General features: G+C 65.7%; 17 protein-coding genes and 3 tRNA genes. 5 read left to right on the top strand and 15 right to left on the bottom strand.

The genetic code is table 11. The features are described 5' to 3' along the window. Positions 1-26 precede the first annotated feature (26 nt). Positions 27-103 (bottom strand) — tRNA-Met (locus V6R86_RS10380). A gap of 114 nt (positions 104-217) precedes the next feature. Here V6R86_RS10380 and V6R86_RS10385 point away from each other — a divergent pair. Then, positions 218-637 (top strand): DUF3775 domain-containing protein, encoded by a 420-nt coding sequence (locus V6R86_RS10385; protein ID WP_338504357.1) that lies wholly within the window; start codon positions 218-220, stop codon positions 635-637. A 126-nt stretch (positions 638-763) separates the two neighbouring features. Here the strand turns inward: V6R86_RS10385 and V6R86_RS10390 are convergent, their stop codons facing one another. From V6R86_RS10390 to V6R86_RS10400, 3 genes are all read right to left on the bottom strand, one after another. Further along, the gene (locus tag V6R86_RS10390) at positions 764-1,267 is read right to left on the bottom strand and encodes a 2'-5' RNA ligase family protein (protein WP_338504358.1); all 504 of its coding nucleotides are present in this window, start codon (positions 1,265-1,267) and stop codon (positions 764-766) included. Continuing rightward, entirely contained in the window at positions 1,264-1,830 is a 567-nt protein-coding gene (locus V6R86_RS10395) for a PRC-barrel domain containing protein (protein WP_338504359.1), read from the bottom strand. The genes V6R86_RS10390 and V6R86_RS10395 overlap by 4 nt, the downstream gene beginning before the upstream one ends. Positions 1,831-1,892: 62 nt before the next feature. Further along, positions 1,893-3,839: a potassium transporter Kup gene (locus tag V6R86_RS10400; protein WP_338504360.1), complete on the bottom strand. Its 1,947-nt coding sequence runs from the start codon at positions 3,837-3,839 to the stop codon at positions 1,893-1,895. 118 nt (positions 3,840-3,957) lie between these two features. On the opposite strand from V6R86_RS10400, the gene ald reads away from it, so the two are divergent. Then, positions 3,958-5,058 carry an alanine dehydrogenase gene (ald, locus tag V6R86_RS10405; protein ID WP_338504361.1) on the top strand — a complete coding sequence of 367 codons (1,101 nt, stop codon included), beginning with the start codon at positions 3,958-3,960 and terminating at the stop codon, positions 5,056-5,058. A 68-nt stretch (positions 5,059-5,126) separates the two neighbouring features. Continuing rightward, positions 5,127-5,351: a DUF3072 domain-containing protein gene (locus V6R86_RS10410; protein ID WP_338504362.1), complete on the top strand. Its 225-nt coding sequence runs from the start codon at positions 5,127-5,129 to the stop codon at positions 5,349-5,351. Here V6R86_RS10410 and V6R86_RS10415 read toward each other — a convergent pair. From V6R86_RS10415 to V6R86_RS10455, 9 genes are all read right to left on the bottom strand, one after another. Next, positions 5,348-6,028: a cytochrome c biogenesis factor gene (locus V6R86_RS10415; protein ID WP_338504363.1), complete on the bottom strand. Its 681-nt coding sequence runs from the start codon at positions 6,026-6,028 to the stop codon at positions 5,348-5,350. The two genes, V6R86_RS10410 and V6R86_RS10415, sit on opposite strands and share 4 nt — an antisense overlap. Continuing rightward, positions 6,028-6,438: a cytochrome c-type biogenesis protein gene (locus V6R86_RS10420; RefSeq protein WP_338504364.1), complete on the bottom strand. Its 411-nt coding sequence runs from the start codon at positions 6,436-6,438 to the stop codon at positions 6,028-6,030. The genes V6R86_RS10415 and V6R86_RS10420 overlap by 1 nt, the downstream gene beginning before the upstream one ends. Beyond that, positions 6,435-6,965, bottom strand: a complete 531-nt coding sequence (locus V6R86_RS10425; protein WP_338504365.1) for a DsbE family thiol:disulfide interchange protein — start codon at positions 6,963-6,965, stop codon at positions 6,435-6,437. Before V6R86_RS10425 ends, V6R86_RS10420 begins: the two co-directional genes overlap by 4 nt. Next, positions 6,962-8,875 carry a heme lyase CcmF/NrfE family subunit gene (locus tag V6R86_RS10430; RefSeq protein WP_338504366.1) on the bottom strand — a complete coding sequence of 638 codons (1,914 nt, stop codon included), beginning with the start codon at positions 8,873-8,875 and terminating at the stop codon, positions 6,962-6,964. Before V6R86_RS10430 ends, V6R86_RS10425 begins: the two co-directional genes overlap by 4 nt. Further along, the gene (ccmE, locus tag V6R86_RS10435) at positions 8,872-9,318 is read right to left on the bottom strand and encodes a cytochrome c maturation protein CcmE (protein ID WP_338504367.1); all 447 of its coding nucleotides are present in this window, start codon (positions 9,316-9,318) and stop codon (positions 8,872-8,874) included. Before ccmE ends, V6R86_RS10430 begins: the two co-directional genes overlap by 4 nt. Further along, a complete protein-coding gene (gene ccmD / locus V6R86_RS10440) occupies positions 9,315-9,446 on the bottom strand; it encodes a heme exporter protein CcmD (RefSeq protein WP_338504368.1) in 132 nt (43 codons plus the stop codon). The genes ccmE and ccmD overlap by 4 nt, the downstream gene beginning before the upstream one ends. Beyond that, positions 9,443-10,159 carry a heme ABC transporter permease CcmC gene (gene ccmC, locus V6R86_RS10445; RefSeq protein WP_338504370.1) on the bottom strand — a complete coding sequence of 239 codons (717 nt, stop codon included), beginning with the start codon at positions 10,157-10,159 and terminating at the stop codon, positions 9,443-9,445. The genes ccmD and ccmC overlap by 4 nt, the downstream gene beginning before the upstream one ends. 77 nt (positions 10,160-10,236) lie before the next feature. Further along, positions 10,237-11,286 (bottom strand): Glu/Leu/Phe/Val family dehydrogenase, encoded by a 1,050-nt coding sequence (locus V6R86_RS10450; RefSeq protein ID WP_338504371.1) that lies wholly within the window; start codon positions 11,284-11,286, stop codon positions 10,237-10,239. A gap of 39 nt (positions 11,287-11,325) precedes the next feature. Further along, a tRNA-His gene (locus tag V6R86_RS10455) sits at positions 11,326-11,402 on the bottom strand. Between the two features lie 126 nt (positions 11,403-11,528). Between V6R86_RS10455 and V6R86_RS10460 the strand changes: the two genes are divergently transcribed. Continuing rightward, entirely contained in the window at positions 11,529-11,957 is a 429-nt protein-coding gene (locus tag V6R86_RS10460) for an HIT family protein (RefSeq protein WP_338504373.1), read from the top strand. 74 nt (positions 11,958-12,031) lie between these two features. Further along, positions 12,032-12,745: a Crp/Fnr family transcriptional regulator gene (locus tag V6R86_RS10465; RefSeq protein ID WP_338504375.1), complete on the top strand. Its 714-nt coding sequence runs from the start codon at positions 12,032-12,034 to the stop codon at positions 12,743-12,745. A gap of 33 nt (positions 12,746-12,778) precedes the next feature. On the opposite strand, the gene V6R86_RS10470 is transcribed toward V6R86_RS10465, so the two are convergent. Together V6R86_RS10470 and V6R86_RS10475 are read right to left on the bottom strand one after the other, a co-directional pair. Then, positions 12,779-12,853 (bottom strand) — tRNA-Val (locus V6R86_RS10470). 52 nt (positions 12,854-12,905) lie between these two features. Then, the gene (locus tag V6R86_RS10475) at positions 12,906-13,178 is read right to left on the bottom strand and encodes an HU family DNA-binding protein (protein WP_338504377.1); all 273 of its coding nucleotides are present in this window, start codon (positions 13,176-13,178) and stop codon (positions 12,906-12,908) included. Positions 13,179-13,196 lie beyond the last annotated feature (18 nt).

A 13,196-nucleotide genomic window follows, 5' to 3' on the forward strand; every position in this document is an offset into this window, starting at 1 on the left:
GTGTTCGCCGTCGCCAGCACTTCGAATGGTAGCGGAGGAGGGACTTGAACCCCCGACACGCGGATTATGATTCCGCTGCTCTAACCAGCTGAGCTACTCCGCCCCTCTCGGGGTGCCGTGATGGCGGGCGGGCCTATACGTCGGGGTTTGTTCCTGGTCAACGCCAAGGAACCGCCGGTGTGGCACAGGGTTGAGCGCGCAAAGGAGATCAATCAAGATGGACCCGCTGACGCCGCTCGATACCCTGTGCCGGATCATCCTGCGCGCCAAGGAATATGAAGCCCAGGTCCCGTCGGACTACGACGAGGGCGAGGATGCAGAAAATATCGACGGCGAGGACGGCGAAGCGCTGTCGGTGCTGGACGACGACGTCAACGACGGGGTCGAGGAAGAACTTCGCGCCGCGATCGATGATCTGGCCGAGGACCAGCAGGCCGAACTGCTCGCCTTCTGCTGGGTCGGCCAGGGCACCTACGACGCGTCCGACTGGGATGAGGCCATCTCCGAAGCCACCGACGAAATTCGGAGCGGCGACGTGGTCGACCAGTTCCTCGAAATGCCGATGCTGGCGAGCGTGCTGGAATCGGGCATGGCCGCGTTCGAGCTAAGCTGCGACGGGGTCGGCGACCTCAGCTGAGGGGCCTCGCGAAAGTTCCGAAGGTTCCGGTTTGCGCAAGTTCTGCAACATTCCGGAACCTTCGGCTCTTGCAAACCGATCTGGTTCGTTACGCTCGCAAACCCTACACTTCAAGTCTGCGGCGGCTTAGCCGCGGAAGCTCCATCGGCCGATACGCTCCCACGGGCCGCCCAAATAGCGGTGGAGTTCGAGGCCCGCGATCCTGAGAGGGCGCGGGGTGAACCTGGCTTCCAGTTCGCGCAGGACCGCCTTGGCGGCGGCCGGCTCGGCCTTGTTCATCACGGTGACATGCGGCCGCCAGCCCTGCGAATCCTGCGCGGTGAGAAAACCGTGAAAATGCTCGGCGACCGCACGGCGAATTGCTTCGAGGTCGTCCGACACGATCCGGTACGCGACTCCGCGGCCGAGGTTCATCAGGCCGGCGACCTTTGCCACAGGGGGCGACGCTGCCGCTTCGCGGGCAAGCACCCTCGCCGCCTCGGTCTCGGCGCTCGGCGGAAGCGCGTGGAACATGGTGAGATGCGCGGCGAGCTGATTGCGCTCGGGCGGGAAATAAGCGCGGCGCTGGCCGTCGAGCCAGGCGAAGTCTTCGGGCCCCAGCGCCGCGGTGACGATCAGTGCGCCGCTCATCGACCGGTCCACCTGTCTTTCTCGATTTGCGGCAAGGCCTCGAAATCGGCCGGAGACATGTCGGTTTTCACCGCGCCGTCCTGCACCCCGGCATAATGCCAGTCGACCCGGCGGAAAGTCTCGCCCACGCCCGCGACGCCGCCTTGCGCGACGACCAGGTAGCGCAGCGTGCCGCCCTGGCAGCTCAGCATCGCGTCCACCGTGTTGCCGAGCGGCTCGCCGCCGCGCCCGAGCAGGCGCGAAGCGGTGAGGCTGGAGGCGGGAAACAGGTTCTCTCCCGGCGCCGCGGCGCTTTCTTCCGCCGCCTTTTCGGCGCCGGTTTCAAGCTTCGCCTGCCGCCCCAGCCAGCGATAGACGCCGAACAGGTTGAGTAGCGTCATGACGGCATTGGTCCAGATCAAGGCCGGCTGTCCCGTCAGAATACCGGTGGTGAACCAGGCGATCGAGCCGATCGTGAAGATGATAAAGCCGATCCCGGTGATCCGGCTGCCAAGATTGGAGGCGGTGAAACAGGCGGCGATGATGGTCGCGGCGGTCGCGATCCATGAGGCGGTTTGATCCATGTGCCGCCAATGCCGGAGGGCCAAGCAAAGTTGCGCCCCCTGCCCTTCAGCCCACCCCCAAGCTAGATCTCGACCTGGCTGCCCAGCTCCACCACGCGGTTGGGCGGCAGCTTGAAGAATTCCATCGCGCTTTCCGAATTGCGCAGCATCCAGGCGAACAGCCGCTCGCGCCAACCCGCCATGCCCGGCCGAGCGGTGGAGATCAGGGTCTGGCGCGCGAGGAAGAAGCTGGTGTCCATCATCCGGCAGATCGGCCCGCAATCGCGCAATTTGCCGAGATCGTCGGGGACGTTCATTTCGTCCATGAAGCCGTAGCGCAGGATGACCCGGAAAAAGCCCTCGCTATAATCCTGCGTTTCCAGCCGGCGTTCTTCGGGGACGTTGGGCACGTCCTCGATCCGCACCGTCAGCAGCATCACCCGCTCGTGCAGCACCTTGTTGTGCTTGAGGTTATGGAGCAGCGCATGGGGCACGCCCTTGGCACTGGAGGTCATAAAGACCGCGGTGCCGGGGACTCGCGTGGCGCTTCCGGCGGCGGATTTGACGAACACTTCCATCGGCAGGCTCGCCTCGGCCATCCGGTCCATCATCAGCTTGCGCCCCTTGGCCCAGGTGGTGAGCAGGGTAAAGCCGATCACGCCGACCACCAGCGGCACCCAGCCGCCGTCAGGAACCTTGAGGAGGTTGGCACCGAAATAGAGGACATCAACGAGGAAGAAGATAGCGAGCAGCGGGACTGCTTTCCACGCCGGCCACTTCCACAGGTAGAAGAACACCACCGCCAGCAGCACGGTGTCGATGAACATCGCCCCGGTCACCGCGATGCCATAGGCCGCCGCGAGGTTGGACGAGCTGCCGAAGCTCACCACCAGCAGCACCACCGCCACCATCAGCGCCCAGTTCACCACCGGGATGTAGATCTGGCCCTTAGCGGTTTCGCTGGTCTGCAGGATGCGCAGGCGCGGGATGAAGCCGAGCTGGATCGCTTGCTGTGTCACCGAAAAGGCGCCGGTAATGACCGCCTGACTAGCGATCACCGTGGCGCAGGTGGCGAGCAGGACCAGCGGCAGGCGGAGGCTTTCCGGCGCGAGGAAGAAGAACGGGTTCTTGACCAATTCGCGAGCCTGCTCCGGCGTCTGCTGAAGCAGCATCGCGCCTTGGCCGAGGTAATTCAGCAGCAGAGCGACGATGACGAAAATCCAGGCGTAGCGAATTGGGCGGCGCCCGAAATGTCCCATGTCGGCATACAGCGCTTCCGCCCCAGTCACCGCCAGCACGACCGAGCCCATGGCAATGAAGGCGGGCAGCGGCTCCTGATAGTAGAAGTAAAGCGCGTTCAGCGGGTTGAGCATCTGCAGCAGCAGGCCCGGCGCGCTGACGAGATGGATCGAGCCCAGCACCGCGAGGGTCACGAAATAAACGATCATCACCGGACCGAACAGGTTGCCGACCTTGGCCGTTCCCCGGCTCTGGATCATGAATAGCCCAACCAGAATGCCGATACAGATCGGGATGACGTAGGGCTCGAACGCGCTGTTGACCGTAGTCAGCCCCTCGACCGCCGACAGGACGGAAATCGCCGGGGTGATCATGCTGTCGCCGTAGAACAGGGCGGTCGCGAACACGCCCAGCATGACGATCCCGCCGGTCCAGCGGCGGGTGGTGCTGGTAGAGCGATTGATCAGCGCCAGCAGGGCGAGGCTGCCGCCCTCACCCTTATTATCGGCGCGCATGATGATGGTGACGTATTTCAGCGTCACGATGATCATCATCGACCAAAATATCAGGCTGAGCACGCCGAAGATGTGCAGCTGGTCGGGTTCGAGCGTGTGATGCCCGGCAAAGGTTTCGCGGAAGGCGTAGATGGGCGACGTGCCGATGTCGCCGAACACGACTCCGGCCGCGCCGAGCATCAGCTTGGCGAGCGATCCTTGTACGTGGTGGCCATGGCTGTCCTCGGTCACCGCCGGGTCGGCGGGCTGGGCAGCGCCTTCAGCGGTGACGTTCATCGGGCGCGGGCCCTAGCAGCGCGCGGGGTCGCTCGCAATCGGCTGGTGCATCGGCTCATTTCAAGGCTATAGGCGCGCGAAACCACCTTAGCTCAACTCTCGAGAAGGCGATCGTTTCATGCGCGTCGGCGTGCCCAAGGAAATCAAGAACCACGAATATCGTGTCGGCCTTACCCCCGCTTCGGTCAAGGAGCTGGTCGCGGCGGGTCACGAGCTGTTCGTCGAAACCGGTGCCGGCATGGGTATCGACTGCCCGGACGCCGCTTATGTGCGGGCCGGCGCGACCATCCTGCCCGACGCCGCGTCGGTGTTCGACACGGCCGAGATGATCGTCAAGGTGAAGGAGCCGCAGCCGGGCGAGATCGCGATGATCAAGCCGCATCACCTGCTGTTCACCTACCTCCACCTCGCCGCCGACAAGCCGCAGGCCGAAGGGCTGATGAAGTCGGGCGCGACCTGTATCGCGTATGAGACGGTGACCTCGCGCTCGGGCGCGCTGCCGCTGTTGAAGCCGATGAGCGAAGTCGCCGGACGACTCAGCATCCAGGTCGGTGCGCATTATCTCGAAAAGGCGCAGGGCGGCCGCGGCGTGCTGCTCGGCGGCGTTCCGGGCGTGGCGCCGGCCAAGGTCGCGATTCTCGGCGGCGGTGTCAGCGGCGTCAACGCGGCGCAGATGGCGGTCGGCATGCGCGCCGACGTCACTATCTACGACATTTCGAACGAGCGCCTGGCCGAACTCGACATGTTCTTCGGCAGCCAAATCAAGACCGCTTACGCCAGCCGCGCCGCGATCGCCCATGCGGTCGAAGAGGCCGAGCTGGTGATCGGCGCGGTGCTGGTCCCGGGGGCCGCGGCGCCCAAGCTCGTCAGCCGCGAGATGCTGAAGACGATGAAGCGCGGGTCGGTGCTGGTCGACATCGCGATCGACCAGGGCGGCTGCTTCGAAACCAGCCACGCGACCACCCATGCCGATCCGGTCTACGAGATCGACGGCGTGATCCATTATTGCGTCGCCAACATGCCAGGCGCAGTCGCGCGAACCAGCGCGTTCGCACTCAACAACGCGACCCTGCCCTTCGCGCTGAAGCTTGCGAACCTAGGCGCCGAGGCGGCGATGGCGGACGACCCGCACCTTGCCAACGGCCTCAACGTCAGTGGCGGCAAGATCCGCCATCAGGCGGTGGCCGAAGCGCTCGATCTTGAATTCGTGCCGGTTTAATCTGGGCGGAACATAAACGGAACGTCGTCGTTCTTCAGCTAACTCAATTGCTTGAGAAGGCGAGAAGAATGGCGACGACCCCCGATACCGATCCCAAGGCCCATCCGACCGGAAACGCGGTCAAAGATCCCGATCACTGGACCACCGGCGGCGAGCCGATGACCGGGGCGCAGGCCTCCTATCTCCAGACACTGAGCGAGGAAGCCGGCGAGGAATTTGATCCCGAACTGAGCAAGGCCGAAGCGTCGAAGAAGATCGACGCGCTTCAGGAAGAAACCGGCCGCGGCGATTAAGGCAGCGGATCTTGCGGGGCGGGCGGCGGTGTCCCCTGCCCCGCAGGCGGGCTCGGCCCCGCCTGTTGCTCGGCCAGCGTGTTGCTGACCAGCGTGACGCCCTGCTCGATCATCGGGCGGTAGCTGGTGCCTTCGGGCGTCAGCGTGAGCGCGGAACGGAACAACTGTAGTCCGCGCTCGAGATCGCCCGACCGGGCGCGGGCCAATCCTTCGAAGAACAAGGGCGCCGGATGTTTCGGCGCTGCTTGGCGTGCCCGCTCGAACGCGAGTTCGGCGGCGGGGGTCATCATCTGCGCATGATCGACCAGCGCGTTAGCAAGGCCGATCTTCAGCGCCAGATTGTCGGGATAGGCTTTGAGCCCCGCGCGGATCGCGCCGAGTTCCTCGGTCGTGTTCCCGCGGCGAGCGAAGCTGTCGGCGATCAGCAGGTAGCGTTCGCCTGCTGTAAAGCGTCCGAGCATCGCTTGACGCGCTTCGGTCAGCGGCAGCGCCGGGCGGCTGAGCACGCCTTCGCGCGGTGCGCCGGGGAGATCGGGCTCCCCTTGCAGCGCATAGCCTGCCGCGCCCAGCATCAGTGCCGCGAGAGTGACCTGCAACGCCGCGCCACGCAGTCTGCCTGCGACCCACAGACCAGCGGCGGTGGCGGCGAGCAGGAGGAACAACCACAACCAGCCCATTAGCGACGCCTCTTCATTCGGCGCAGCACCAGGAACCCGCCGGCGAGCAGCAGCACCAGTGGCGCAAGCCACAAGACAAAGGTCTGGCGGTCGAGCCGTGGCTGATAGCTCACCCAGCTACCGTAACGGTCGATCAGGAAGGTTCTCACCTGGTCGGGGCTTTCGCCGGCTTCGATGCGGGTGCGGACGAGATGGCGCATGTCGCCAGCCATTTCGGCATCGCTGTCGTGGATGGACTGCCCCTGGCAGACGAGGCAGCGAAGCTCGGTCATGAGCTCGGTCGCTTCGGCTTCCTTCGCGGGGTCGGCGAGCTGCTTGTAGGCATAGGGCGCGGGTGGGCGGTTTGAATCGGCGCTGGCCGCCGTGGCGCCGAGCAAGGCGAGCGCCGCGAGGGCGAGACGCCAACTCATTGCGCCTTTTCCCATTCGGCCATCACTTCGCCGATCTGCTCGGGCGTGATCGGGCCGATATGCTGGTAACGGATGACGCCTTTGGCATCGACGATGAAGCTTTCGGGCACGCCCGACGAGCCGAAGGCGATCTGGGCTTCGCCGACCGGATCGCTGCCGAGCGCGACGAAAGGATCACCATTGTCGGCAAGGAATTTGCGCACGTCGGCGGGATCGTCGCGCAGCGCGATGGCGTCGATGACGACCCCGCGCTTTTGAAGGTCGAGCAGCACGGGCGCTTCGGCGATGCAGGGCACGCACCAGCTGGCGAAGAAATTGACCAGCCGCGGCTTGCCTTGGCCGAGATCGCTGCTGGCGAGACCGGGGCGGCCCGGCAGTAAGGGCGCCGCCGCAAAGGTCGGGACTTCGCGTCCGACCATGCGCGAGCGGATCGAGGTGTCGGGCGGTGCGCTCAGACGCCAGGCTGCGGCGGCAACGAAGCCGACGAACAGCAGCAGCGGCAGGAGCAGCCAGGCGCGACGGCTCATGACCGCGCCTCGGCAAGCGGCAGCGGACGCCCGCGTTCACGGCGAAGGCGGCCAATCAGGGCGAGCAGGCCGCCGAGCGCGATCAGCGCGCCGCCGAGCCAGATGAAGGTCACCATCGGCTTCCACCATAAGCGGAGCTGCCAGCGGTCGCCTTCGCGCTTGCCGATCACGGTGTAGAGCTGGCCGTCCAGACGGGTCGCGATTGCCGCTTCGTTGGTTTCGGTCGGGGGCGAGCTGAAGAAGCGGCTTTGCGGGTCCATACGGATCGCGGTGTTGCCGCGGGTCGCGACCAGATGGCCTTCGATGGCGGTCCAGTTGGGGCCGGCGACCGGGTCGACCCCGTTGAATCGGACTTGCCAAGGGCCGACGGTCAGCACGTCGCCAATCCGCGCGGCGGCAAGTGTTTCGCGGGTCAGCGACGCGTCGGACGCTGCGCCGATCATCGCGACTGCGATCCCGAGGTGGCTGACGACCATGCCCCAGATGGTGAGCGGCGTGCGGCGGAGATCGCGCCCGACGAGCGGGAGGAAACTCGCGGTCGCCAGCCCGGCGGCGAAGGCGAGGCCGAGGCGCGGGAGCAGGTTCATCGCCGGAGCGACAAAGGTCAGCGCAAAAGCGATGGCGGTGACGATCGCCGGCACCGCGATGCGGCGGAGGTTCGGCCGCGTGTCTCGCCGCCAGCGAAGCAGCGGCCCGATGAACAGCAGTGCGGCGAGGATCAGCACCAGGGGGCCGGTCACCGCGTTGAAATAGGGCGGGCCGACCGAAATCTTCTCGCCCGAAAACGCTTCCACCGCGACCGGATAGAGCGTGCCAACGAACACGGTGCCCAGGATGACCGAGAGGATGAGGTTGTTCGCGACCAGCGCGCCCTCGCGGCTGACCGGATCGAATCGCGCACCTTCGCGGACCGAGGCGATGCGCAGCGCGAACAGCAACAGCGCGCCGCCGGTGTAGAAGATCAGCAAGCCGAGGATGAAGCTGCCGCGGGTCGGATCGACCGCGAAGCTGTGGACGCTGGTGAGGATGCCCGAACGGACCAGGAACGTGCCGATCATCGACATCGAGAAAGCGACCACCGCCAGCATCACGGTCCAGGCCCGCAGCGAGCCGCGCGCGGCCAGCACGTTGATCGAATGAAGCAAGGCGGTGGCGGCGAGCCACGGCATCAGCGAGGCATTCTCGACCGGGTCCCAGAACCACCAGCCGCCCCACCCGAGCTCATAATAAGCCCAGTAGCTGCCCGCGACGATGCCGATGGTGAGCAGCACCCAGGCGCCCAGCACCCACGGCCGCATCGCGCGGGCCATCGCCGGGCCCACTTCACGGGTGATCAGCGCGCCGACCGCTAGGCTGAACGCGACGCTTAAGCCCACATAGCCGAGATAGAGCGTCGGCGGATGGAAGGCGAGGCCGGGGTCCTGCAGCAAGGGGTTGAGGCCCTGCCCCTGCGCCGGCGCGGGGTTGAGACGGGTGAAGGGATTTGAGGCGATCAGCAGAAAGCCGAAGAAGCCGAGCGCGAGCAGCGCCTGCGCGCCGAGCGTCGCGCGAAGGCTGCGTTCGGGCAGGCGGCGCTCGACCAGGGCCAGCAACGCGCCCGCGGCCGACAGCACGGTGACCCACAGCAGCATCGAGCCTTCGTGATTCCCCCACGCGCCCGAGAAGCGGTAGATGAAGGGCTTGGCGCTGTGGCTGTTGGCGGCGACCAATTGGACGCTGAGGTCGGTGCGGATAAACAGCCAGATCAGCATCGCAAAGGCGAGCAGGGTCAGGATGCCTTGCGCCACCGCTACGGGTGCGACCAGCGTCTTCAAGTCGCCCAGCCGATTGCCCGCGACCGCCAGCCCGAATTGCAGCAAGGCGAGCGAGAAGGCGAGCCACAGCGCGGCCAGGCCCGCTTCGGCGATCACTTCACCGTTTCCCGCGTCATCATCTCCGCCGCCTGATTGCCCATCTGTGGCGGCATGTAGCGCTCGTCATGCTTGGCGAGGATGTTGGTCGCGGCAAAGGTGCCGTCACGGCCGAGTTGTCCCTCGGCGATGGCGCCGCTGTTCTCCTTGAACAGGTCGGGGACGATACCGGTGAAGGTGACCGGCACCCGGCCGACGCCGTCGGTCAGCACGAAGGCGACGCTGACGCCGTCGGGCATGCGCTGGATCGAGCCTTTCTCGACCATGCCGCCAAGGCGCAGCGGCACGCCGACCTCGGCCCGGCCCGCGGCGACGTCCTGCGGGGTGCGGAAATAAGCGGCGCGGTCGGACAGGCCCCACATCGCCAGCATCACGGCGCCGATCAGGGCCGCGACGGCCAGCAGGACCAGCACCAGCCTCTGGTGCTTGGGGGCGAGGGTCATTTCCGGCGGCTCAGCTTCTCGGCTTGGTCCTCGGCCGACCGGCAGGTGAGCAACGACCAGGCCAGCAGCCCGCCGACGCCGATCAGAAACACCGCGTAGGCAGCGATCACGAAGGCCCACTGGTTCATGCCGATGCCGTCCGGCGCAGACGCGCTTCGATCTTGGTCGCGGCAAGCTCGGTCCGCATCCTGAGCAGCACGATCGCGCCGAACAGGGCCGAAAAGCCGAACAGGGTGAAGAACAAGGGCCAGAGGATTTCCGGGGCGATGGTGGTGCCGGTGAGCTGGATGCTTTCGCCCTGGTGCAGCGTGTTCCACCATTGGACGGAGAAATGGATGATCGGAATGTTGACCGCTCCGACCAGCCCGAACACGGGCGCGGCGCGGCCGTCGGGCCCCCGCTCCTTTTCGGCCGCGGCCAGCGCCATGTAGCCGCAGTAAAGGAAAAACAGCACCAGCATCGAGGTCAGGCGCCCGTCCCATTCCCACCACGTCCCCCAGGTCGGGCGGCCCCAGATCGAACCGGTGGCGAGGCAGAGAAAGGCGAACATCGCGCCCGCGGGAGCAATCGCGCGGGCGGCGACGCCGGCGAGCGGATGGCGCCAGACGATCTGCATCGCCGACGCGATCGCAATTCCCGTCCACCCGCCCATACCGAGCCACGCGGCCGGCACATGGATGTGAAGGATCCGCGCCGTTTCGCCTTGCAGGTAATCGGGCGGCATCAGGAACAGGGCTCCGACGATCCCGATCGCGCTCAGCACGAGGCCGATCCCCAGCAGCCACGCCGTGGCGGGTTTGGCAATCTTCAGGAAACGGGCAGGATTGGCGAAGCGGTGCATGGCTTGTGCAGCCCTTTAATGAGCTTCGGTTCGCTTTGCACTAGGGCGAAAAGACGCCCCGGTCCTCGCTGCCCCTCTTAGCCGCGACCGATCAGCTTGCGCGCCATGGCGTCGGCGACGGTGGCCGGATCGCGCCCGCTCGCCACGCTTTCGCTCCAGATCGCTTCGAGACGGCCGGGAATGCCTTCGATCCGCGAGCGCACCACGTCGGCGTCGCCGTCCTGGAGATATTCGGTCGAGACGTTGATGATCCCGCCCGCATTGATCACGTAATCGGGCGCGTAGAGGATGCCGCGCGCCATCAGCGCCGCGCCATGTTCGGGGCGAGCCAGCTGATTGTTGGCGCCGCCCGCGACGATCGGCGCCCGCAGCGTGGCGATGCTGGCGTCGTCGAGGATCGCGCCGAGCGCGTTGGGGCTGATGACATCGGCTTCGGTCGCAAGGATGGTCGCGGGATCGCCGATTGACCCGCCGACTTCCTTCGCCAGCGCTGCCGCCTTGACTGCGTCGACGTCGGCGATGGTCAGGCGTGCGCCTTCCTGCGCGGCGCGGCGGGCGACGCCGCCGGCGACGCTGCCCGCGCCCTGCAACGCGATGTGGAGGCCTTCGAGACTGTCCTTGCCGAGCGCGCGGCGCACCGCGGCCTTGATACCCAGAAACACGCCGAGCGAGGTGTGCGGCCCAGGATCGCCGCCGACCGCGCCTTCCGCCACCGGCAAGCCCGCGACATGGCGGGTTTCGCGGCGCACGGCCTGCATGTCGGCGACTCCGATGCCGACGTCTTCGGCAGTCACGTAGTTGCCGCCCAGCATATTCACCGCGCGGCCGAACGCGGCCAGCATCTCGGGGGTCTTGGTGCGGTTGTCGTCGGCCAGGATCACCGCCTTGCCGCCGCCCAACGGCAGGCCGGCCATGGCGTTCTTGTAGCTCATGCCCCGCGACAGGCGGAGCGCGTCGTTCAATGCGTCCTCGCCCTTGGCATAATGCCAGAAGCGGGTCCCACCCGCCGCGGGCCCGAGATGGGTGCTATGCATCGCAATGATTGCACGAAGCCCGCTCGCGGGATCGGAAACATGGGTCACGGCCTCATGCCCGTCGAAATCGGGCAAGCTCCACAAATCGGTCATGTGCGGGGGTTCAATCCGGATCGCTGAAAGAAAGAAGAATGGGGCGATCGACGGGACTTGAACCCGCGACCCTCGGTACCACAAACCGATGCTCTAACCAACTGAGCTACGATCGCCACAACTGCACAGACCGTGTCGAAAACGGCTTGGCACAGCGCGTCAGCCCCTTAAGGGGGGTGCAGCCCCGATGCAAGCCAAGTCCAGCGAGTTTGATGCGTAACCAATCACCGAACGCGACGTTAGTGAAGTTCGGTTATCCTCAAACGCTGGTGGAGGAAGGCCGTCACTGGGCGGTCCTGGTACGACCCGCGCAACCGACACTCGGCTCGCTGGTGCTCTGCACGCTTGGCGAGGAGACGAGCTACGGCGACCTCTCCCCCGCCGCCTTCGCCGAGCAGGGCGCGATGGTTGCCCGCATCGAGCGCACGCTTCGCCGCTTCAGCCGATACGAGCGGATCAATCACCTTATGCTGATGATGGTGGATCCCCACGTCCACTTTCACATCATCCCTCGCTATGCCGGGGAAAGGCGTTTGGAGGCAATTAGTTACGAGGATAAGGGGTGGCCTGCCCTGCCCGATTTGTCCTCCGCGCAACCTGCAACGGACGCGCTCGTTGAAGCGCTCCGCGCTATCTGGCTTTCGTCCAGCACTGAAATAGAAAGTTTATAATCTGTGTTAATTGACTTGCACAAGCTCGCTGGCGGGCAGATATTCCCTGCGACAGGGAGCGAGAGGTGACGACGATGAGCAAACGCTCCAAGGCGGCCGCCGGCGACCGGATCGGATTATACGATGCTTTGGTGAGAGCCGGGCTCGAACCTCGTCTTGCGACCCTTCTGGACGACATGCCGAGAAAGTCGGTCGAGGTCGATCCGCGTCGCCCGTTCCGCGAGGCTGGGGTCGAACGAAACGAAGTGTTCTTTGTCGAAAGCGGGATCCTCGCCAAGTACAAGGGCGACGGGGCCGGTCGGCGTCAGATCATCGCCTTGCGCTTTGCCGGCGATGGCATTCTGCCGGGTGAGGGGGTCGCCGATTACGGCATCCACGCGATCGTCCGCAGCCGGGTTCTCGTCGGGCAACAGCGCGATTTCGACCCCATCGTCGACGCTCATCCCGAGCTTGCCCGCTTCTTCTGGAAGCTGACACAGCGTCATGCGGACATTGGTTACGAGTGGCTGCTCAACTGCGGTCGCCGCGATTCGACCGCGCGCGTCGTGCATCTGCTATGTGAACTGGCGGAGCGCAGCGGGCTCGATCCCGACAAGCGCCGGATGATGAATCCATTTACGCAGCAGCAGATCGCCGACATCACCGGTCAGACAAGCGTCAACGTGAACCGCGTGTTCGCGGATCTCGAGCGGCAGGGCCTCATCAAGCGCGAAGGCCGCGACATTCTGTTCGAGGACTGGGACGAGCTTCGCCGGGTGGCGAGCTTCAGCGCGGCTTACCTGGGTTAGGCCGCGCAACGTACCGAAACTGAGAAAAAGGCGTGGTGGGCGCGGCAGGGATTGAACCTGCGACCCCACCCGTGTGAAGGGTGTGCTCTACCACTGAGCTACGCGCCCACGCCTTGGGTGAGGGGCGGTTAGCGAACCGCCCCACCCCTGTCCAGCGCGATTACTGCACCGCTTCCTTGAGAAGCTTGCCGGCGCGAAACTTGGGCTGCGCGGTGCTGTCGATCTGAAGCGGTTCGCCGGTCCGCGGATTGCGCCCGACCGACGCCTTGCGCCGGGTCACCACGAAATTGCCGAAGCCGACCAGCCGCACCTCATCACCGCGGCGCAGCGCGTCGGTGATCACCTCGAGCATGGTTTCTACCGCCCGCGCCGCGTCCATCCGGTTCAACCCGGCGCGGTCGGCGATCTGCCCGATAAGATCCTGCTTGTTCATTCAATCCTTCCCCTCGCC

The organism is Sphingomonas kaistensis (assembly GCF_036884275.1).
GTDB lineage: Bacteria > Pseudomonadota > Alphaproteobacteria > Sphingomonadales > Sphingomonadaceae > Sphingomicrobium > Sphingomicrobium kaistense_A.